Annotated in this window: 18 protein-coding genes, 3 pseudogenes and 1 CRISPR repeat array; of the genes and pseudogenes, 11 read left to right on the forward strand and 10 right to left on the reverse strand. The window is 71.2% G+C overall.

The window, feature by feature from the left end; translation table 11 throughout:
* Nucleotides 1–204 precede the first annotated feature (204 nt).
* The 4 genes and pseudogenes from F603_RS33855 to F603_RS36470 all read right to left on the reverse strand — a co-directional run.
* Nucleotides 205–771, reverse strand: coding sequence for a lasso peptide biosynthesis B2 protein (locus tag F603_RS33855; protein ID WP_078503559.1), 567 nt, complete (start codon nt 769–771; stop codon nt 205–207).
* Nucleotides 768–1058 (reverse strand): lasso peptide biosynthesis PqqD family chaperone, encoded by a 291-nt coding sequence (locus tag F603_RS0105485; RefSeq protein ID WP_019545010.1) that lies wholly within the window; start codon nt 1056–1058, stop codon nt 768–770. Before F603_RS0105485 ends, F603_RS33855 begins: the two co-directional genes overlap by 4 nt.
* Nucleotides 1036–1707 (reverse strand): asparagine synthase-related protein, encoded by a 672-nt coding sequence (locus F603_RS35735; protein WP_245600691.1) that lies wholly within the window; start codon nt 1705–1707, stop codon nt 1036–1038. Before F603_RS35735 ends, F603_RS0105485 begins: the two co-directional genes overlap by 23 nt.
* A 50-nt stretch (nt 1708–1757) precedes the next feature.
* Nucleotides 1758–2165, reverse strand: a pseudogene (locus F603_RS36470) (asparagine synthase-related protein); the annotation flags it as partial.
* A 668-nt stretch (nt 2166–2833) separates the two neighbouring features.
* Here F603_RS36470 and F603_RS34620 point away from each other — a divergent pair.
* A pseudogene (locus tag F603_RS34620) lies at nt 2834–2992 on the forward strand (DUF190 domain-containing protein); the annotation flags it as partial.
* 8 nt (nt 2993–3000) lie between these two features.
* Here F603_RS34620 and eno read toward each other — a convergent pair.
* On the reverse strand, nt 3001–4263 hold the full coding sequence (gene eno / locus F603_RS0105505) for a phosphopyruvate hydratase (RefSeq protein WP_019545014.1): 1263 nt from the start codon (nt 4261–4263) through the stop codon (nt 3001–3003).
* A gap of 293 nt (nt 4264–4556) precedes the next feature.
* Between eno and F603_RS0105510 the strand changes: the two genes are divergently transcribed.
* The gene (locus F603_RS0105510) at nt 4557–5387 is read left to right on the forward strand and encodes an SAM-dependent methyltransferase (RefSeq protein WP_019545015.1); all 831 of its coding nucleotides are present in this window, start codon (nt 4557–4559) and stop codon (nt 5385–5387) included.
* A gap of 201 nt (nt 5388–5588) precedes the next feature.
* Nucleotides 5589–7076, forward strand: a complete 1488-nt coding sequence (locus F603_RS0105515; protein WP_019545016.1) for an MFS transporter — start codon at nt 5589–5591, stop codon at nt 7074–7076.
* Nucleotides 7077–7169: 93 nt separating this feature from the next.
* Here the strand turns inward: F603_RS0105515 and F603_RS0105520 are convergent, their stop codons facing one another.
* Complete coding sequence (locus F603_RS0105520) at nt 7170–7586, reverse strand: DUF2267 domain-containing protein (protein WP_019545017.1); 417 nt, start codon at nt 7584–7586, stop codon at nt 7170–7172.
* A gap of 82 nt (nt 7587–7668) precedes the next feature.
* Complete coding sequence (locus tag F603_RS0105525; protein ID WP_019545018.1) at nt 7669–8088, reverse strand: CBS domain-containing protein; 420 nt, start codon at nt 8086–8088, stop codon at nt 7669–7671.
* Between the two features lie 343 nt (nt 8089–8431).
* On the opposite strand from F603_RS0105525, the gene F603_RS0105530 reads away from it, so the two are divergent.
* The 4 genes from F603_RS0105530 to F603_RS0105545 all read left to right on the forward strand — a co-directional run bounded on the left by F603_RS0105530 (nt 8432) and on the right by F603_RS0105545 (nt 10782).
* Nucleotides 8432–8812, forward strand: coding sequence for a hypothetical protein (locus F603_RS0105530; RefSeq protein WP_019545019.1), 381 nt, complete (start codon nt 8432–8434; stop codon nt 8810–8812).
* Entirely contained in the window at nt 8809–9249 is a 441-nt protein-coding gene (locus F603_RS0105535; RefSeq protein ID WP_019545020.1) for a MarR family winged helix-turn-helix transcriptional regulator, read from the forward strand. The genes F603_RS0105530 and F603_RS0105535 overlap by 4 nt, the downstream gene beginning before the upstream one ends.
* Nucleotides 9250–9810: 561 nt before the next feature.
* Nucleotides 9811–10368, forward strand: coding sequence for a dihydrofolate reductase family protein (locus F603_RS0105540; RefSeq protein ID WP_019545021.1), 558 nt, complete (start codon nt 9811–9813; stop codon nt 10366–10368).
* Between the two features lie 144 nt (nt 10369–10512).
* A complete protein-coding gene (locus F603_RS0105545) occupies nt 10513–10782 on the forward strand; it encodes a carbohydrate-binding module family 14 protein (protein ID WP_019545022.1) in 270 nt (89 codons plus the stop codon).
* A 22-nt stretch (nt 10783–10804) separates the two neighbouring features.
* Here F603_RS0105545 and F603_RS0105550 read toward each other — a convergent pair whose 3' ends face one another.
* Both F603_RS0105550 and F603_RS36475 read right to left on the reverse strand, forming a co-directional pair.
* The gene (locus F603_RS0105550; protein ID WP_019545023.1) at nt 10805–11746 is read right to left on the reverse strand and encodes a carbon-nitrogen hydrolase family protein; all 942 of its coding nucleotides are present in this window, start codon (nt 11744–11746) and stop codon (nt 10805–10807) included.
* A 386-nt stretch (nt 11747–12132) separates the two neighbouring features.
* Nucleotides 12133–12524: a CRISPR direct-repeat array (repeat unit 25 nt; unit sequence GTGCTCCCCGCGCGTGCGGGGGTGG).
* A 238-nt stretch (nt 12525–12762) separates the two neighbouring features.
* Nucleotides 12763–12852: pseudogene (locus F603_RS36475) on the reverse strand (SAM-dependent methyltransferase); the annotation flags it as partial.
* 394 nt (nt 12853–13246) lie between these two features.
* Between F603_RS36475 and recQ the strand changes: the two are divergent.
* A complete protein-coding gene (gene recQ, locus F603_RS0105555) occupies nt 13247–15325 on the forward strand; it encodes a DNA helicase RecQ (protein WP_019545024.1) in 2079 nt (692 codons plus the stop codon).
* Between the two features lie 1283 nt (nt 15326–16608).
* A complete protein-coding gene (locus F603_RS0105560) occupies nt 16609–17139 on the forward strand; it encodes a TerD family protein (protein ID WP_019545025.1) in 531 nt (176 codons plus the stop codon).
* A gap of 406 nt (nt 17140–17545) precedes the next feature.
* On the opposite strand, the gene F603_RS0105565 is transcribed toward F603_RS0105560, so the two are convergent.
* Nucleotides 17546–18007: a GNAT family N-acetyltransferase gene (locus F603_RS0105565; protein WP_037955334.1), complete on the reverse strand. Its 462-nt coding sequence runs from the start codon at nt 18005–18007 to the stop codon at nt 17546–17548.
* 171 nt (nt 18008–18178) lie between these two features.
* Here F603_RS0105565 and F603_RS0105570 point away from each other — a divergent pair, with 171 nt between their 5' ends.
* Nucleotides 18179–18580, forward strand: a complete 402-nt coding sequence (locus F603_RS0105570; protein ID WP_019545027.1) for a pyridoxamine 5'-phosphate oxidase family protein — start codon at nt 18179–18181, stop codon at nt 18578–18580.
* Nucleotides 18581–18722: 142 nt separating this feature from the next.
* Entirely contained in the window at nt 18723–18968 is a 246-nt protein-coding gene (locus F603_RS0105575) for a hypothetical protein (RefSeq protein ID WP_019545028.1), read from the forward strand.
* Nucleotides 18969–19775: the final 807 nt, after the last annotated feature.

Below are 19775 nucleotides of genomic sequence, written 5' to 3' on the forward strand. Positions count from 1 at the left end.
ACCGAAACGCCCCGCCAGCAGCCCAGTTGCCGAGTGCGGGGCGTTCGTCGTTGGGTGACCAGATGCGGCGGGGCGCCGCCGGAAGCAGCCCTATGACGGTGGTCACCTGATGACGGCGTAGTGATCTTTGCTGCTTCTTCGCTGGTCAGTTGCCACATGCGACTTACAGATCGGCACCAAGCAGCGCCGGGGGCTGCCTGTCGATCACTGCCACCGGCAATGTCGCGGCGCACGGGACGCGCGACTGACACGAGCCCGGGCACGGCGACACGGCAACGACCAGCGGCGCGCTCCGCCCCGCAGCGGCAGCGCTCTCCTCGACCCGTGCGCCGTCTCATCTCCCGGTGCCGGAGGGCCCGTTGGGCATGGGGCGATGCTCAGCAGAGGGCGGTGCCCGGGCGGGTGGGGCTCGCCGGCGGGGTGGCCCTCCGCCTCGATCCAGGCGTGCGCGGCGAAGGGGTGGGGGCGGACGCGCGTGCACCAGGTGGGCCAGGTTCCGCGGAAGCGGCAGAGCAGGGCGGCGGCGAGGGAGCGCTCCAAGCAGCCCTGTCCCGCGCACCGGAGGCTCACCGAGACGATGTGCTGCCGGGCGGCGGGGGCTTGCCCGGTGGTCGCCGGCGCGGCTCCGCGACGGGCGTGCTCGAGGCACCAGCGGATGACCGATGGACGGACGAAGGCGAGCAACCTGGCAGCGGCCACGGCCGTCAGCGGCAGCACCCGGCGGTGCGGCGGCAGTCGGTCGCGGGGCGCGAGGGCGACCGGTTCGCTCATCGGTCCAGCACCAACAACCGGGCGTCCAGCAGTTCTTCGACCACGGCCGCGACGTCCCGGTCGGCTTGTTCGCGCTCCACCCGGTGGTGGTCCGCGAGTCGGCCCGCGATGTCGGGAGGCTCTTCGCCCTCCAGCAGCAGACGCAGCACGAACGCGCCGGTGGCGTTGAACTGCCAGTAGCCGCCGGTGCGCTCGTTGAGCAGTACGACGCCTTCGTCGGTGCGGGACTCGCCGTCGTCGGCGCCGAGAGCCGTGGTGGAGACGTCAGGGTGAAGTCGCAGCGTCATCGGTCCTCTTCGGGTGAGTGGGTGGGCGGACGGCACGCAGCCACGCCTCGCAACCGACGAGGTTCTCCACGTGCGACTCGGCGCTGATGTCGGCGTGCGGTGCGTGCAGTTGCCGACGGAGTGCGTCGAGATCGAGCAGACCGCGCTCGGCGAGCGCCGAGTCGGTGCACATCGTGAGAATGGCGCCTCGGTGCGTCAGCAGTCCGCTTCGGGCCTCGGCGTTGAACTCTCCCTTGGTCGCGCGGTTGCGCACGGACTCCGGGAGGGTGCCGCGCATCGCCTCGGAGAGCAGCGCCTTGTACCGCCACGGGGTGCCCCGCTCGTGGACGCGGACCGACAGGACGGCCTCGACCACGCGGTCGTCGAGGTAGGGAGAGTCCAGGTGGACGCCCTCCTCGACGAAGGGGGAGGCCAACTGGCGGTGGTCCGACGCCGTCGAGCGCAGAAGGAGGAGGGACTGGTGCTGGCCGGGGTCGTCGGCGAGGGGAAGCGCCTCGTCCGCAGTGCGGAGCAGGGCCGTGCGCGCCGTCTCGACGGCGGCGGCCGAGGCGGACTCGGACGCGCGGACCGTGTCGAGCCCCCACCCAGTACGGGGCGGCGGTCGTCGGTGTCGGGCGGCTCCGTGAGGCGGCGGGCCTGCGACCGCCACCAGCTCCATACGCTGCCGGGACGCATCAGTCCTGCGACGGTGGCGCCCAGCGGCCACCTGGCCAGCGAGCGGAACGCTCGCACGTACCGCAGCGCGAGGACGGGGTGGTGCGACACCAATCGGTGCGGGTAGCCGTGGGAGGGCAGGAAGAGCTCGTCCCCGCCGAATCCCGACAGGTGCCAGTGGCAGCCACGCGCCGCCAGCATCCGGGCGATGTGCCGCCTCCGGGCGTCGGTGCGCGCGAAGACCGCGGGCTGCTCCGTCCCGCAGGCCCGCTCCGGTTCGGCGAACAGCTCGGGCAACTCCTCCTGGGCGACGACGAGATGCTCGGCTCCGGAAAGTCGGCGGGCGGCGCGGGTCGCGAACACCGTGTCTGTCCCGGTCCGGATCGCCCAGGGACGGCCGGAGCGGTACCGCACCACCTGGTCGCCGGCCCGCGGGAGCAACCTCGCCTTCATTTTTCTCCTCTGATTTCTGAGCGCCGCCTGCGGCACTTTGTGAAAACAGCGTGCAGAAGAAATACGAAACCCGGTAGCCCCCGGAACAACCTTCACCCGATGGAATGACACGCGCCACGGAATTTCGTTCAACAATGCATTCTCATATGCCTCTCCGCGCTACTGCCTGCGCACCTTCCCCACCACACCCGGCAACGGGCACCTCCAGCGCAACTGCAGGTAACGGAGCACACACGGGAAGCTACCCGGCTCGCGCAGCGCACGCCCGGCTCCCCATTCCGGCGGCTCACCCTCGGAATGCCGGGCACGGTGGTACGCGCCGACCTCCGGTACCTCTATTGTTTCGTCGCCCCGTGTGCACGGCGAGAGCGGACCCATGGAAATTGACACGAAGTCGGCAGGAAAAAGTTTCCCCGAAAACGCAGAAGAGCACCGGGAAAGGCGCACCGAATCCCGCGCGGAAACCGTCGCCGAGGTCCCCCACACACCCAAGGCAGGCGTCCCGGCCGTGACCACACACCGCACGAACCCCATGCCCGAGGCTTCCGTGGCGGAGCACACGCGGCAGGACCACGGCCCCGCCATCGCGGTACGGGGACTGACCAAGGTCCACGGCGAGCAGCGCGCCGTCGACGGCGTCGACCTGACCGTCGGCTCTGCACATTCGGAGCATCCTCTCGCTGAGCGAGGACCTGCCGGTGGCGATCGTCGTCGTCGACAGCCGCGAGCGGGTCCGCGGATTCCTGCCGCAGCTCGACGAGTTGCTCGGCGAGGGGCTCGTCGTCCTCGACGAGTGCGAGGTCATCCGGTACGCGGCCGGGGAGTGACCGACGGTTCATTCGGGTCCGTACGGGAGGTCGGGGGCCGTGCCGGAGATCTCCAGGAGGCGGTTGTACTTCGCGAGGCGCTCGCCGCGGGCCGGGGCGCCGGACTTGAGTTGGCCGCAACCGGTGCCGACGGCGAGGTCGGCGAGGAAGTCGTCGGTGGTCTCGCCCGAGCGGTGGGAGACCATGCAGCCGTAGCCGGCGTCGCGGCAGAGCCGTACGGCGTCGAGGACCTCGCTCACCGTGCCGATCTGGTTGACCTTGATCAGCGCGGCGTTGGCGACGCCCTGGTCGATCGCCTCCGCGATCAGCGTCGGGCTGGTGACGAAGTTGTCGTCGCCGACGAGCTGAACGGTGCCGCCGAGGCGCTCGGTGAGCCGCTTCCACCCGTCCGTGTCGTCCTCGCCGAGCCCGTCCTCCAGCGACCACACGGGGTATCTGCGGACGAGGTCGACGTACCGTTCGATCAGCGCGTCCGCGTCCAACTGCACGCCGCCGACGCGGTATCCGCCGTCGTGCCGGAGTTCGCTCGCCGCCGGGTCGAGTGCCAGCGCGACCTCCTGCCGGGAGGGGGTGTACCCGGCCGCCGTGATCGCGGCGACGAGCAGGTCCAGCGCGTCCTCCGGCTGTCCCAGGGCCGGTGCGAACCCGCCCTCGTCGCCGAGTCCTGTGGTGTGGCCCTCGAACGAGAGCAGGGACTTGAGGTGGTCGTAGATCTCCGAGCCGGCTCGCACCGCCTCGGGCAGTGAGCCGGCGCCGCGCGGCGCGACCATGAACTCCTGGAAGTCCAGGGCGCCCTGGGCGTGCGCACCGCCGTTGACGACGTTGAAATGCGGTACCGGCATCCGGGGTTCGGCCTCGCCGACCTCGGCGAGACGCTCCCAGAGCGGCATCCCGCGCGACCGTGCGTCAGCCTTCGCCGCCGCGAGCGAGACGCCCACGACCGCGTTGGCGCCGAGCCGGGACTTGTCCGCCGTGCCGTCGAGTTCACGGAGCGCCTGGTCGACCTCGCGGAAGGAGGAGAACATCCGTCCTGCGAGGGCCTCGCTGATCTCCCCCTCGACGTGGCCCGCCGCGATCCGCACGCCCTGCCCGCCGAACCGTTCCGGGTCGCCGTCCCGCACCTCGACGGCCTCGCGGCTGCCCGTCGACGCCCCCGCGGGCACGCCGGCCCGTACCCGGATGCCGTCCGTGGTCGTGAGGCACACCAGCAAGGTCGGTCGTGACCGGGAGTCGAGGATTTCGAGCGCTGTCGTCCGGGCGATACGCAACATGGCGGTGTCCTTCCGTGGAGTCGACCTGTCCGTTCACCGCTGTGTTTCGGCACATCGGGGCACCTACTCGATCCCGGCGGCGGGGTGCGCAGTGTCTGCGGGTCCGTCGGGTCTCGTGCGCGAGCGGAAGGTGGGCGGTGCGGGTGCGGGATCGTGTGCCTCGTCCTTCGGGTGGAGTCGCGCCGGACGGAGACCCGCTGCACCGGCGGCAGTTCGGGGACGGGCCGCCCCGCAGGATTGTGCGCGGAGCCAACCAGTGATCTTCTGAGGCAAGTTGGCGGAAGAGGAGGACGGTGGACGCACACACGGAGTTGGGCCAGGACCGCGCGCACTCGGCGCGGATGTACGACTACTACCTCGGCGGGAAGACGAACTACCGAGCCGACAGGGAGGCCGCAGCCGGGGTACTGCGGGTCTACCCGGGCGCCCTCGTCGCGGCGCGCGAGAACCGCGGGTTCATGCACCGGGCGACGCGGTACGCCGCCGAGGAGCTGGGTATCCGGCAGTTTTTCGACATCGGTACCGGCATCCCCACCGAGCCCAACCTCTACCAGGTCGCCCACCGGTTCCAGCCGGACGCCAGGGTCGTCTACACCGACAACGACCCGATCGTCCTCGCCTACGACCGCGCCCTCCTGACGGCCGGTCCCCCGGCCGCGATCGCCTACATCGACGCCGACGTGCGCGAACCGGAGACGATCCTCGAACGGGCCGCCGAGACCCTCGACTTCGACGAGCCGGTGGCACTCTCCCTCGTCGCGCTGCTGCACTTCATCCCGCGCGGCGACGACCCGCACAGGCTGGTCGCACGCCTCACCGAGCGCCTCGCCACCGGAAGCCTCCTCGTCCTCTCGCACGCCACCACCGACTTCGACCTGCCCGACAGCACGCACACGGTCGCCGCGGCGGCCCGCGCGTACGAGGAGAAGGGGCTGATGCTGGGGAGGGTCACCCGCGAGGAGATGGGCGCCTTCTTCGAGGGGCTGGAGCTCGCCGCTCCGGGGCTCGTGCCGACCTCGGAGTGGCGCCCGGACCTCGACCTCGCCGAGGGGCTGCAACGCCTGCCGGGGATGATCAGCCCGGACGAGGTCGGCGTCTGGGCGGGCGTCGGCCGCAAGCCGTAGAGCCGGACCGCGGTTCACCTGCGCGGAGTTGGCTGCGCGTGCAGGCAGGGCGTGTCAGTGGCGCCGCCGCAGCGGCGCCCGGCCTTACGCTGTCCCGGCCGCCCGGAGCGGCCGGGGGCGCCGGCGTACGACCGGCCGTCCGCGCACGGGTGCCGCCTGCCCGCCCGGGCACCACCGCCCGCCCGGCCAGGGAGGCGCCCCTTGCGGCCCCGTACCCGTCCACGCCCCCGCACTCTCCTCGGCCGCACGCCCCTGGCCGGGCGGTACCCGGCCGCCGTCGCGCTCGCGCTGCTGGCGCTCTGCCCGTACCTCGTGCTCACGACGGCCACCACACTGATGGAGCCGCTGCTCCTCCGCGAGCTGCACGCCACGCGGTTCGGCCTCCAACTGGCCAACGGACTCTCCAACGCCGCCTACGCGTTCGGCGCCGTCGCCGCAGCCGACATCGTCCAGCGGGTGCCGCGTCGGCACGTCTACCTCGTCTGCGAGTGGGGGTTCGTCGCGGGTTGCGTGCTGGTGCTGTGCGCCCAGGGGGCCGCCGTCTTCGTCACCGGCATGGTCCTCCAGGGGCTCGTCACGGGGATGCTGCTGGTCGCCGCGCTGCCGCCGCTGGTCACCGGGCACGGGACGCGGCGGCTGCCGACGACCGCGGCGGTGATCAGCCTCGGACTCTTCGGGATGGCGACGTGCGGTCCCCTCGTCGGGGGGCTCGTGGGCGCCTTCGGCGGGTGGCGTCTCCTCTTCGCCGTGCTCGCCGTGCTCGCCGTCGTCGGTGTCACGATCGGTGTCCTCGCCTTCGAGCCGAACCAACCCCCCGCACAGAGCGCGGCGTTCGACTGGCTCGCCATCCCGCTGGCGCTCGGCGCCACCCTGCTGCCGTTCTTCGGCGTCTCCTGGCTGACGAAGAGCTCGTTCACCGATCCGCTCTTCCTCGTGCCCGTCGCCTTCGGGCTGCTGCTGGGCGTCGGACTCGTGGCGGGGCAGTACCACGCTCCGCGTCCACTGATGCCGGTCCGGCCGATCAGCAACACGCTGCCCGTCGCCGGGATACTCGGGGCCATGACCGTGGGGGCGGTCTTCACGGCGCTCGTCGAGCTCACGGAGGGCTACCTCGTGGACGTCGCAGGCGCCTCGCCTTTGCAGGTGGGGCTGTTGCTGGCGCCGCAGCTTCCGGGGGTGGTCGTCGCCGCCCTGCTCTTCCGACGGGTGCTTCCCACGGCAGGGGTTCCCTTGCTCGCGCTGTCGGGGCTGGCCGGTGTGGCGGCGGCGGGTGCGGTGCTGCTCACCGCCACGCCGTCCGATGCGGCGGTGGTCGTTCCGTTCGCCGCGCTCCTCCTCGGCTACGGGGCGGGTGCCGGGGTGGCGCCCGGGCTGTTCATGGCGGGCCTCTCGGTGCCCTCGACGCAGATCGGCCCGACCTTCGCCCTCGTCGAACTCCTGCGCTCCGAGGCCGCGTTCCTCGTCGGGCCCGTCCTCCTCCGCATCGCCGACGCCGAGGGCCTCGCCAGCGGGTTCCGCCTCGCCGTCGGGGCGTCCCTCGTGCTCACGGTGCTCGGGGGTGCGCTCATCGTCGGCGTCTACCTCCTCGGCGGCGCTCGGCTTCACCGGCCCGACCTGTCGGCCTGGATCGCCGGGGGGTCCACGGCCTATCACTCGCCGCGGCTCGGGGCGAGGCTGCGGAAGGGGTGAGCGCGGAGCCCTCCCGACGCGCCTGCTTGGTGCGCGGGGGCGCGTGCGGGGCTCGTCGCCCGGGTACGTGCTTGCCGTGCGCCCGCTGGTGCGTCAGCGGGGGGCCGTGCCGGAGCTGCCCGCATAGAGGACGGTGGCGAGCTCCTCGTCGAGGGACTGGCGGATCTTGCCGAGGACGTCGCCCGAGGTGGCCTCGTCGACGACCTCGACGACGCAGCGCGCGGCGTGGATCGCCTTGGACGGATCGAGGCCGCTGCGCTGCGCCACGCGGTCGAAGAACTCGCGGCGGTCCATACGCGCGCCGGTGACCGGTTCGTCCTGCGCGTAGGCGACGCGGCGGAGGTGCTCGCCTATCTCGTGCGGGAGTTGGTCGGCGAGGTTCTCCGCCTGCGTGGCCTGGATGCGCTCGGCGAGCGTCTCCAGGGTGGCCCGCGTGACCGCCTCGGCCTCCCCGCGGCTGCTGAGGCCGGCGCGGGCCTGCACCTGGCCGATGAACGCGTCGTGCTGCATGGGTGCCTCCGGTACTTCCGGGGGCCTGCGGCGCTCGGACGGGACGTGCGCCGCAGGCCCGTGTGCGACTTCCGTGGCCTGGTCAGGTGTTGGGCGTGCTGGCGCTGATGTCGCCCAGGGCCGAGTACGGTTCCCGCTCGACGGAGAGGTCGCCCAACGAGACGACGCCGATCACCTGCCCGTCGTCGAGAACCGGCAGCCGACGCAAAGCCTTCCCCCGCATCAGCTCCACCGCTCCGCCGACCGGCTCCTCCGGAGCGACCGAGACGAGCTCGCGGCTGCACGCCTCGCGTACCCGTATGCCCGTGACGTCGCCGCCGCGAGCGAGGATGCGCACGGTCAGGTCGCGGTCGGTCACCAGTCCCCGCGGTTCGCCCGCCTCGGTCACCAGTACCGCACCGATGTCCTCGTCCCGCATCCGTGCGGCGACGTCGCTCACGTACGCGGTGGTGCTGACCTGCACCGGTGCTTCCGTCATGATCTCCCGTACCGTCCGGGGCATCGCATACCTCCGAGGTCTGCTCGCGGGACCGACGCCGCTCGGGCGGCCGCCGACCGGTCGGTGTGCCGGGTCTCCCGTCCGACGCGGACGAAACACGGGCTTCCGGGCGTGAACAGCACCGGGGCTACCGCTCCGGCGCGAAGAGGCCGGGGAAATGTGCGCCGTCGGCGGTGGACGCGAGCAACGCTCATGGTGCGGAAGTCTGAACCAACTGTTCTTTGACGCACGGAAGTTGGGCACGAAACGCCGTCTGCACGGACGGAGCGCCCCGGATGCCCTGGGGCGCGAGGTTGTGGACCACCTCGCACTCTGGACATGTATGCGAATCGCATAGGATTGCCGCATGGAGTCTCCACTGGAAGCAGCCATCGACGAGTGGCACGCGAGCGTGAATGAGGGCGCTCCGGAGCGGTCGGCGAGGGCGGTCGGTCGTCCGCTCGTCGTTCTTGGCCCCAAGGGCGCCGGCCCGATCGACCCCGAGCAGTTCGCAGAGTGGGTGGAACGCTCGGGGATCAAGCTCATCCCGCGGTCCTGGCATCCGGTCAGTGAGCGCCTCATGGTCGTGGAGCAAGACGCCACCTGGCCCGAGAGCGAGGGTCCGGCTCGGGTGGCGACGGTTTTCCGGGTCACCGGAGAGAGAGTGACCGCCGCTCTCCGGCTGCCCGATCTGGAGTCGGCGCTCGAATTGGCCCGTGTCTGCCGCGAGATGGCGGCCACCGAATGACGGCCCCGGGGCCGGGGCAGATCCTGTTCGCCTTTGTCCGGCACTGGTCGCGCAGACCGCCGACGAGTGAGGGCAAGCTCGCCGAGCAAGGCCGACTCGTGCTCGTCACCGAGGCTGCCCACTCCCTGACTCAGCGAGGCATCGCGGCAACGGTCAATGCCCTCGCCCACGAGATCGGCATCGACCAGAGCGGAGCGTCGCGACTGGTCAAGAGCGCTACGGAGGCTGAGTACCTGACCATGCAAGCGTCGGAGACAGACGGCCGCCGACGCCAAGCGTCGGTCACCGCATCCGGCCGCGCCTTGCTGGAGCAGGCTCACCGCTGGCAGGAAGAGGTTTTCGGCCGACTGACAGAAGACTGGAGCGAACAGCAGCGCCGCGATTTCCAGCGAGCGATGACAGACCTGATCGACCGCTCCTACGCGCTGGGCACGTGAATACGGTTCCCCCCGCTCTCCAAGTGCGGCGCGGGCTGCGGGGAGTTCGGATCGCGCCCGGCAGTGTGCGCTGCCTGTCGCAGAGTCCTCTGGTGCGGTCGAAGTGCTGGACGGAGTCGCGGACCCGCAGGTACGCGAGGCCCGGTCCCTCGGGCATGGACCCCCTCGCGAATCTTCCCGGGCATCGGTCCACCTGTGACCTGTCCGCACCGGCAGGGCGTACGGGCAGGTTCCCCAACTTGCATGTGAGCCAGGCGAGTCGACCGGAGGACGACCACTCTCCGAGCGTGCTCCGCGCACAGCATGTGCACACTGCGGGACACGATGCGGGGGCTCGGAACGAGGCGGAGTCGCAGACGGGCAGAGCCTCCGATTCCCCGAGAGGGCCGCCTCTCCTTTCGGACACGACCGCGCGCGGTGCGCAGTGGAGGCCATGGCGACACCCTTCCGCGGCCCGAGGTCGGCAACGCCCGCAGGACGCGCCGCAGCCGCGGCTGTGCCCGACCGTCCCGTCGTGCGGCTAGTTTGGCGCGGCAGGGACCGTCTGCCGTAAGGACTGCCATGAGGGATCTGATCGTCACCGAGAACATCACGCTCGACGGGGTGATCGAAGCGGCAGGCGACTGGTTCGCACCGGCGAACACCGACGGCGACCGCTCGGACATGGCGGCGGCGTTGCAGCGGCAGGCCGAGATGGCCGACGCCTTCCTCACCGGGCGAGTCACCTTTGAGGAGATGCGGAGCTACTGGCCCCACCGGGCCGAGGACGGCTCGTACGTCGCGGAGTACCTCGGCCGGGTGCAGAAGTACGTCTTCTCCGGCACGCTCACCCACCCCGAGTGGGAGCACACCACGGTGCTCAGGGGAACGCTGGAGGCCGAGATCCGCGGACTGAAAGCGGAACCCGGGCGGGACATCGTCGCCACCGGCAGCATCTCCCTCGTCCACGCACTCGCCGCGGCCGGGGTCGTCGACGAGTACCGCCTCTTCGTCCACCCCGTGGTGCTCGGCACGGGGCGGCGGCTCTTCCCCGACGGGGCCGCACCACGCCGGCTGCGCCTCACGGAGACATCGGCCTTCGCGTGCGGGGTCGTGCTGCTCCGGTACCGGGTGGGGTAGCGGGGCAACGGAACGATGTGTGCGGCTTGTTGCTGGGGCGGTGCATCGACGGTGCTCACACGAAGGAGCGGGCGGCGGCGGCAGTAGGTTGACGACTCGGCGGGCAGCACTTGCGGAGCCCTGTCACCGGTCCCGGAGGACACCATGCGTCCGCGCCGCCTCGCCACCGTCGCCGCCCTCGCCGTTGCCGGCGCCCTGCTCCCGCTCCCCGCCTTGGCCGCCGCTACCGCCTTCGGGGGGCCGGCGCCCGTCTGCCAGGAGAACGGCCTCTTCCCCCACGCGGAGGACGCCCGATACTTCCACCACTGCTCCGGGCACAGGCCGCACCTGAAGAAATGCCCGGCCAACCTTCGCTTCGATCCGCAGCTCCGCGTCTGCGCCTACGCGAAGAAGGCCAACACCCCTCGTGTCTGACGGGCGGGACCGTTGCCCGCAGTCAACCGTCGCGAGGCTCCGAACTCCCCTCCACCATTGGTTGTTTGGGCGCGGTGTCCAGGTTGAGCGAGAGGACGTCGGGGCGTGCGTAGTGGCCCGACGCGTCGAAGTCGAGGCTCTGGCGGATGATCTCGTCGGTGTCGACCTCCGCGTAGAGGAGGCACTCCTCGTCGTGAACGGGGCCGGCGAGGAGATCCCCGCGCGGCGAGACGACGGCGCTGCCACCGCGCATCAGCAGGTCGTCGGGGTCCGTGCCGAAGAGCGGTGCGTAGTCGTCCGGATAGTCGCGGCGGCGCATCACCTGGCAGGCGGTGAGGACGAAGCAGCGCCCTTCCAGGGCGATGTGGCGGACGGTGGGCAGCCAGGTCTCCCGGTCGTCGGCCGTGGGCGCGCAGTAGATCTCGACACCCTTCGCGTACATGGCGGCACGCAGCAGCGGCATGTAGTTCTCCCAGCAGATGACGGCACCGAGCGCGCCCGCAGGGGAGTCGACGACGGGGAGCGTCGAGCCGTCGCCGAAGCCCCAGATGAGCCGCTCCGCCCCCGTCGGCATCAACTTGCGGTGATACCCGACGCGCTCCCCGCGCTCGTCGATCATGACGACGGTGCAGTACAACGTCCGCCCCATCCGCTCCACGACACCGATCACGACGAACACCCCGTGCTCCCTCGCGGCAGCAGCCACCACTGCGAGCTCCGGCCCGTCCAACTCCACCGCCGCGCGGTACGACCGCAGGAACTCGTCCCTGCCCTCCTCCGTACGCCTGCCGACCGGGCTGCCGAAGGAGAGGCCCTTCGGGTAGGTGCCGAGGAACGCCTCCGGGAAGACGACGAGCCGCGCACCGGCCGCCGCGGCCTCGGCAAGCGCGGCGGCGGCTTTGCGGGCGGTTGCGTCGGGGGCGAAGGCTATGGAGCCCAGTTGGGCTATGGCGGTTTTTGTCATTCCTGTACTTCCTTGCGTCGGGGGCGGGTTGGCGGTCTTGGGGCCGGGTTGCCACACGGCTCGGGGGCTGACGAGCGGTGGTGTGGGGTGCGCCCCACGGTGGGGGATGTGTGCGGCTGTGTCGATGCGTAAGTGGGCTGGGGCGTTGCCGGCGTGGTGGAGGCTCGGAGGTGGGCCGGCATTGCACGTGCCTGCCGCGGCCTCGGATGGGTGGCGTGGGTTCGTGGCTTCACGGTGCTGGCACTCGTATCGTTTTGGTGAACCATCCTGCACCAGTGGCTACTTGACACCGTGGGAGTGCAATGACTGCTTTGTACCAATGGTTCGATTCCGTAGAAGTGGTCGGAACCAGTCTCTTCGGCTGACAACACCGCAGCTCACGGAGGGTGCTCCCCGCGCGTGCGGGGGTGGTCCCAGCGCTGTGAGCCTGCATTCTCTAAATCGCCTGTGCTCCCCGCGCGTGCGGGGGTGGTCCCGACCGCGATGATGTTGTCGATGCTCGACGCCGGTGCTCCCCGCGCGTGCGGGGGTGGCCCCCGGGACACCACCTCGGTAGCGGGCGGCGCTTGGTGCTCCCCGCGCGTGCGGGGGTGGTCCCGATCGCAGGCCGCGCTTGGCGGGGTCGATGTCGTGCTCCCCGCGCGTGCGGGGGTGGTTTCGATCTCGAAGAAGGAGAACTTGTGACCTCATGCGTGCTCCCCGCGCGTGCGGGGGTGGTCCGATCTTCGAGGAGTACCAGCGCCCCGACCCATAGTGCTCCCCGCGCGTGCGGGGGTGGTCCCACCGTGGCCCCGCCGACATCCGCCGGGACGATGTGCTCCCCGCGCGCGGGGATGGTGCCCCGGCCCGGTTCATCAAGAAAGGCAGGGATGCGTGCTCCCGGCGCTGGGGGATGGCCCCGACGAGCCGACGCTGAAGCTGACGGCGGATGAGTGCTCCCCGCGCGCGGAGGAACGTACAGCGCGCACATGTCGCAGGCGGGAGTGCTGATGCGCGGAAAAGCGGACTTGGCTTTCTCAGCCGAGAGATGGTGCGTCGAACCAGTCCTTGCCACTCAGGCAGTAGTCGTACGTCCGGGCCGGCTGCGGTCTGGTCGTGTCGATCTCCTCCTGCGACTGGCGGCCTCCGGATAGCTGCCCTGCAACGGCCTTGCGTAGGGGACCCGTTGGACGCTCGCGGCGGAACCATCAAGGGCGGATACCGGACGCCGTCGCATGGGTGCCGGTGGTCCGGGTCGTCTGCCCGGCGATGCTGGAAGAGAAAATTCCGCTTCCCGTCGTCAACCCGGCGGCGCGGGAAGTGGAGACTCCGCTTCCGGCGGAATTCGCGGGGCCGAGACGGAGGGTGTATCTCGGCGCCCGGAGGCGGCCCGTTGCAGGCCGCGGAAGCGCAACCGGAAGGCTACTGTGTGGAGTTGGCTCACTCCCCTGGGTTTCCCATGGCTCCGGCCCGGGCGTGGCGTCGGTGGGGCGTCCTAGGGTTGCCTTCATGCGAGCGAGAGTGGACACCGGGGGCGACGGGCTCCTCGGTACGGAAGTTGCCGGTGGGCCGGGCGGCGCCCACAACTGGCAGGAGGAGCCGCCGGAGGACGACTACGGCGATCCCTTCGCCGAGGCGGACCCGTTCGGTGAGGACGATCCTTTCGCCGAGGCCGATCCCTTCGGCCACGGCCAGGGCGCGGGCTCGGTCGCCGGGGTCGAGGGGCCGGACGCGCCGCGCACCGTGCTCCGCAAGGTCTTCGGTTACGAGGAGTTCAGGGGGCACCAGCAAGACGTGGTCGAGCACGTCACCGCCGGCGGGGACGCCGTGGTGCTCATGCCGACCGGCGGCGGCAAGTCGCTCTGCTACCAGATCCCCGCCCTCGTACGGCCCGGCACCGGCGTCGTGGTCTCGCCGCTCATCGCGCTCATGCAGGATCAGGTGGACGCGCTGCGAGCCCTCGGCGTCCGCGCGGGCTTCGTCAACTCGACGCAGGACCTCGACGAGCGCCGCACCACCGAGGCCGCCTTCCGCGCGGGCGAGCTCGACATCCTCTACCTCGCCCCCGAGCGCCTCCGCACCGAGGCGACCCTGGAACTCCTCGACCAGGCCCCCGTCTCGCTCTTCGCGATCGACGAGGCGCACTGCGTCGCGCAGTGGGGCCACGACTTCCGCCCCGACTACCTCGCCCTCTCCCTCCTCGGCGAGCGCTGGCCCGACGTCCCGAGGATCGCGCTCACCGCGACGGCCACGGCCGCCACCCACAGCGAGATCACCGAGCGCCTCGGCATGGAGCGGGCCGAGCACTTCGTCGCCAACTTCGACCGCCCCAACATCCGTTACCGCATCGCGCCGAAGTCGGAGCCGAAGAAGCAGCTACTCCGCCTTGTGAAAGAGGAGCATCCGGGCGAGGCCGGCATCGTCTACTGCCTCTCGCGCAGCTCCGTCGAGAAGATCGCCGAGTTCCTCGACCGCAGCGGCGTCCCCGCGGTTCCGTACCACGCCGGGTTGGACGCCCACGTCCGTGCGGCGCACCAGTCGCGGTTCCTGCGGGAGGACGGCCTCGTCGTCGTCGCCACGATCGCCTTCGGCATGGGGATCGACAAGCCCGACGTCCGCTTCGTCGCGCACCTCGACCTCCCCAAGTCCGTCGAGGGCTACTACCAGGAGACCGGCCGTGCGGGGCGGGACGGCCTTCCCTCCACGGCGTGGATGGCGTACGGCCTCCAGGACGTCGTCCAGCAGCGCAAGCTGATCGAGAGCGGCGAGGGGGACGACGCCTTCCGCCGCCGCGCCGCTGCCCACCTCGATTCCATGCTCGCGCTCTGCGAGACCGTCGAGTGCCGCCGCGGTCAACTCCTCGCGTACTTCGGGCAGCAGCCCGAGTCCTCGTCCTGCGGGAACTGCGACACCTGCCTGGAGCGCCCCGAGACCTGGGACGGCACCGTGGCCGCGCAGAAGGTGCTGTCGACGGTGGTGCGGCTCAAACGGGAGCGCGGGCAGAAGTTCGGCGCCGTGCAGATCGTGGACATCCTCCGGGGGCGCCGCACACCGAAGGTGAGCCAGTTCCGCCACGACGAGCTCTCTGTCTTCGGCGTGGGCGAGGATCTCGCCGAGGCCGAATGGCGCGGCGTCATCAGGCAGTTGCTCGCGCAGGGGATGCTCCAGGTCGAGGGGGCTTACGGCACGCTCGTCCTCGGCGAGGCGAGCGCCCCCGTGCTCCGCGGCGAGCACCGCGTCCATCTGCGCAAGGAGCAGCGACCCGCCGCGGGCGCCGCCTCCCGCAACGAGAAGCGCCCGCGGACGGCCGCGGCAGCCGCCGACCTCCCCGAAGAGGCGATGCCCGTCTTCGAGGCCCTCCGCGCCTGGCGCGCCGAACAGGCGCGGGAGCAGGGCGTCCCTGCATACGTCATCTTCCACGACGCGACCCTCCGCGAGTTCGCCGCCGTACGCCCGGGAACCCTGCGGGAGTTGGGATCGATCACCGGCGTCGGGGAGAAGAAGCTCGCGACGTACGGGGAGGGTGTGCTGGCCGTCCTCTCGGAAGCCGCGTCGGGCGGCCCCACGGAGGAGGTGCCGGTGCCGGCGGCCGGAGAGTAGCCCGCAGGGGCCTGCGCACAGCGGACCACCGTGCTGCGGAGGCGGGGCGGTCCGGAGTCTCGCTGGTCAGGGCGCCGCCGGCCGCCCTCGCAGACACGGCGCCGGGCGGGCCGACGGAGAGGGTGCGATACCGGCGGCCGGGGAGCAGCCCACCCAGCACTACACCGACGGCCCGCGCTGGCCGGTAGGACCGACCTGGTCTCGCCCGCAGGCCGACAGCTCCGCGACATTCGCCCCGCGGGCGGAGCCGTCCCGTACACGTTGCGACCACGGCGGAAGGCAAAGCCTGCCGCGCGGATCACCCCCAGGGCCGTCGGACGAGCCACGCGGCGAGCGGCGCACCGTCGAAGTCGCCTGCGGCGAGGCGGGATCGGACGGTGCGGCGGACGGCCGGTGCCGCGAGAGCGGGGGCGGGAGCGTGGTTGAGCAGAGCCGCTTCCACACGACCGCGCCGCGTAAACGCGAGATCGCGCGGGACACGCTCTCGCCGCGACGACGGCGTCGACGACGCCTCCCACCGGTCCCGTTTCGAGGCGCTCCTGAGGGCGTGTCACCTCCCATGTGCTGTCGTGGATCGGTCTGCGCACCATGCACGAATAGACGGTGGTGACGCCCACGGGCGCACCGCTGCCAGTCGCAGCGCGTCGGCATTCGCGGCGAGCGCGCTTCGAGGTCCCGCACGCGAAGGTGAGCTGCACCGGCATCGCGGACGAGGCGCACTGCCACAGTCGAAGGCCGCCCGGCCCCTTTCCGCAGGGAGGCCGCAGCGTGGATGCGCGAAGGCAGTCTTCGTGTGACGCACGTTGGAGAAGGCCAGTTGGGTTGCGAGCTGCCAGACAGCGCTCTCGGTGCCGCTCGTCGAACTCGCCCTCCAACCCCGAGCGACGAATCAACTACTCGCCAAACGCGCAAAGTTGAACGAAACGGCCTCGGACTCGTTCGGCACCCGTGCCATGCGCCCGGTCGTAGTGGAGTGGCTCGACAAGCCGCCCTCCACGTCCCGCGCTCCGGATGAGGCAGTGGCCCCCGATGCCGTGATACGTGCCGACTCGCCCCGATCCCACAGCCGTTGACCCAGCATGCCGATGTCCACGCCACCGAACACAGGAGGACCCCTGACGCCCCGTCCCCTCCACACGTCACGTCCACCCCATCCGCCCCGATTCACCCACCCGTGGGAAAGCCGAACTGGCGCTCGTGGAAATACAATTGGGGGCTACATGGGAGTGCAGGGCTCTTCCGCAGGGCAAGTGTGCTGCATGTCTGCTCCGAAGGGGGAATCCGTGAGCGGTCTCAACAAGGGGATCGAGAAGGCGCAGGTGACGCTCAGGTGGGACCCGAGCCCACTCGGTGAAACCGGGGTCGACCTCGACATCATCGCCGCCACCTACACCTCGGCCGATCCGTACGGCACCCCGGACTACCTCGTCCACTTCGACAGCCGCGCCCCCGACGGCACCATCGTGCTCAGCCGGGACAGCAAGACGGGCCAGGGGTTCGGCCCCGACGAGTCGATGACGCTCGACCTCTACCGCCTCGCCGAGCGGTACGTGCGCGTCATCGTGGGTGTGGCGATCCAACAGCGTTCCAGCGCCCGGACGTTCGGCGAGGTGGAGAACCCACAGGTGGAGATCCACGAGGGGCCGGAGGAGCTCACCGTCTACGACTTCTCCGCCATCCCCAAGGCCCGCGCGGCGACCGTCGGCGAGTTCTACCGGAACGAGTTCGGCGCCTGGGCGTTCCGAACCAAGCCCCGCGGGTTCGACGCCGATCCCGGCACTTTCACCCGGCAGATGGGTTCGGCGGAGAGCTGACGCTCCGGGGCGGGTGCGGCGCACGCCGGAGGAGCGCGAGGCGAGGACGGCCTGACGGAAGCCCGACTTCGCGCCCTCTCCGGCGCGCGCCGCGCCCAGGCCCTTCGGCGCGTTCCGCATGGCAGGCCCGCACCCAGGCACCTCCCCAGGCCGGCGCCGTACACATGCCCGCACGCGCGCAGGCGTTGACCGAAGGACACCCGCGCACGCATGCCCGGTGACATGGGCGCCCAACGACGATGTCCTGTGCGGCGGCGTCTTACGCCTCACCTCCCTCGGCGCACCCATCCCTTCGCGCGCCCACGCAGCCCCCTGGAAGGGACACCGCCCGACCTCCCCAGCGAACCCCCGTCCTGCCCGAGCCGCACGAGCCCAACCCCGTTTGTCCCGCCACGAGTTCACGCACTCACCGCGCCTCCAGCATCTCCCCCGGCGGCCGAAAACCCGCACGCCGGTAGATCGGCACGCTGCGCTCCGACGGCCACACGAAGAGCACGTCCACGCCGCGCTCCCCCGCATGCTCCCGGACGGCTCGGAGCAGGGCGGTCCCGAAGCCGCGGTTGCGGTACCGGACGTCCACGTAGAAGTTGGTCACGTAGCCGATCGGAGTGTTCTCCTCGTACGGCTCGGGGACCCGCTCCACGAGGTTGAGGAAGACGTGCCCGCGGATACCGGCGTCGCACTCGGCCACCCAGGCGAGCCACCGGCCCGAGCCGAGCCGCTCCGAGATCCATGCTGCGGCCCGCGCCTCGGGCCGAGCCTCCGCGTGTCCGCCTCCGTGCTCCTCCTGCTTGAACTCCCAACGCAGTCGCGCCAGTTGGTGTGCATCGGTGGCCTGTGCGCGCCGCACTCGAAATTCCGTGGTCATGGAAACATTCTCGCGCGCACCGGGCTCGGCGGGCTCCCGGTTTTCGGCGCGGCTACGTGCCCGGAGCCGCCCCCTTGCCCACCGCGAGGCACCGCGCCCACCAGCCGATACCGTTGCCGCACCACTCACCCGGCCACGCGAGCGCGGCCCGTGTTCACGAGAGGACGACGCATGGCCAGCCGGCTCCGAGACGACGAGCCCTTCCTGGAGTTCTGGCGCGAGAGGCGCGTGGGCTTCCTCACGACCCCGCGCCCTGACGGCACCCCGCACCTCGTCCCCGTCGGCATCACCTACGAGCCGCAGACCGGCATCGCGAGGGTGATCAGCAGCAGGGGCAGCAAGAAGGTGCGGAACCTGCTGCACGCCGGGCCCGGGGCACCGGTCGCCGTGAGCCAGGCGGAGGGGCGGCGCTGGGCGACGCTGGAGGGGACGGCCAGGGTGCGCGAGGATGCCGAGTCGGTGGCGTACGCGGAACGCCTGTACGCCGAGCGGTACCGCACACCACGGGTCAACCCCGAGCGCGTCGTCATCGAGATCACCGTCACCAGGACCCTCGGCTGGAAGACGCGCTGAGCCGCCGGTCGGACGCCGCCGCGGACAACGGCGCCGGACTGCGGTGAGCCGCAAGGCGGTTCGGTCCGCCCCGCGAACCGCGCACACGCGGCAGCCGCACAGGCACGCCCCGCCGCGGAGAGCCGGTCAGCGCACCCAGAGCGTGTGCCGCGCCGCCCCCTTCTTCTTCGTGCACTTCCACTGCGTCCACTTGGCGCTCATCCGCACCGCGACCCGCCCGTCGCGGTCGCAGCTCGCCTCGGTTGCCGACTTGCCGCCGTACGTCCACTTCTTCGTCTGCTCGACGAAGAGCCGAACAACCGCGTGCGTGCCGGCGTACGCGGGCGGCGAGCCCGAGCCGGGCTGCGAGCAGGACGGCGGCGCACGCGGTGCGTCCCCTCGAAGCTGACGTCACGCACGTTCCCCCTGCGGAGTCAGTGCGGCTGTCGGCAGCCGTGTAAGCCCTCCCAGGGCGCGAAACAGCCGATAGCAGACAAGAGCACCCGGAAGAGCGCAGAGCGTCCCGCCCGAACAGCAGCGCCAACCTGCCCCCGACCGGACCTCGTTACGGCACTGCGCGGTTCTGTAACCCACCGAAACCGGAGTCGAGGACTCCGCCGGAAAGACGGCGTCCGGCACCGTGGACGCGACGCAGTACACGCACATGAAGACACCCCGTCCGCTCCCGACGCCACCGCACCTGCGCCCTGTTGCCGCGCCGACCGCGCGCACGACCTCGACGCACCGCTCGCCTCACCCGCGGGCAAGGCGAACGGCAGCCCTTTCCCCGCACAGCCTCCGTCACCCATGGCTATGGCCCGCCCTCGCCGACGGCATGACGTCCACGGGCTTCCTTTGGGACCCGGCGTCACCCAAAACGCATGGCACGTCACGGAGTTCGGCGACAAAGGGCCTTCCTCCACCGCACAGGCGCCGGCACCACAAGCGCGAACCCCGCGCAGCCCTGCACGAAGTCCCGTACGCGCCAGGAAGCCCGCCATGCACCGAGCAACCGCACGGCGCGCGAACGAAGGCAACTCGCAGAAGAACTCCCGTGATCGACGACACAGAGAAACCCAAAAAGAAATATACACCCACGAACAGGACAGCAGCTCCCCGCCGGAGCAGCCCCAACGCCAGCCCGTCGCACCGCAGTTGCCCGTCCTGCGGCACCATGGCCCGGCACCCCGGCGCTGGGCGCGCGCAGGGGTTGGCT

The organism is Streptomyces sulphureus DSM 40104 (genome assembly GCF_000381025.1).
Lineage (GTDB): Bacteria > Actinomycetota > Actinomycetes > Streptomycetales > Streptomycetaceae > Streptomyces > Streptomyces sulphureus.

Excerpts from the sequence above, each read along its gene's own strand:
- F603_RS33855 (WP_078503559.1), bottom strand. The coding sequence starts at position 771 with ATGAGCGAACCGGTCGCCCTCGCGCCCCGCGACCGACTGCCGCCGCAC.
- F603_RS0105485 (WP_019545010.1), bottom strand. The coding sequence starts at position 1,058 with ATGACGCTGCGACTTCACCCTGACGTCTCCACCACGGCTCTCGGCGCC.
- eno (WP_019545014.1), bottom strand. The coding sequence starts at position 4,263 with ATGTTGCGTATCGCCCGGACGACAGCGCTCGAAATCCTCGACTCCCGG.
- F603_RS0105520 (WP_019545017.1), bottom strand. The coding sequence starts at position 7,586 with ATGCAGCACGACGCGTTCATCGGCCAGGTGCAGGCCCGCGCCGGCCTC.
- F603_RS0105525 (WP_019545018.1), bottom strand. The coding sequence starts at position 8,088 with ATGCCCCGGACGGTACGGGAGATCATGACGGAAGCACCGGTGCAGGTC.
- F603_RS0105530 (WP_019545019.1), top strand. The coding sequence starts at position 8,432 with ATGGAGTCTCCACTGGAAGCAGCCATCGACGAGTGGCACGCGAGCGTG.
- F603_RS0105535 (WP_019545020.1), top strand. The coding sequence starts at position 8,809 with ATGACGGCCCCGGGGCCGGGGCAGATCCTGTTCGCCTTTGTCCGGCAC.
- F603_RS0105540 (WP_019545021.1), top strand. The coding sequence starts at position 9,811 with ATGAGGGATCTGATCGTCACCGAGAACATCACGCTCGACGGGGTGATC.
- F603_RS0105545 (WP_019545022.1), top strand. The coding sequence starts at position 10,513 with ATGCGTCCGCGCCGCCTCGCCACCGTCGCCGCCCTCGCCGTTGCCGGC.
- F603_RS0105550 (WP_019545023.1), bottom strand. The coding sequence starts at position 11,746 with ATGACAAAAACCGCCATAGCCCAACTGGGCTCCATAGCCTTCGCCCCC.
- F603_RS0105565 (WP_037955334.1), bottom strand. The coding sequence starts at position 18,007 with ATGACCACGGAATTTCGAGTGCGGCGCGCACAGGCCACCGATGCACAC.
- F603_RS0105570 (WP_019545027.1), top strand. The coding sequence starts at position 18,179 with ATGGCCAGCCGGCTCCGAGACGACGAGCCCTTCCTGGAGTTCTGGCGC.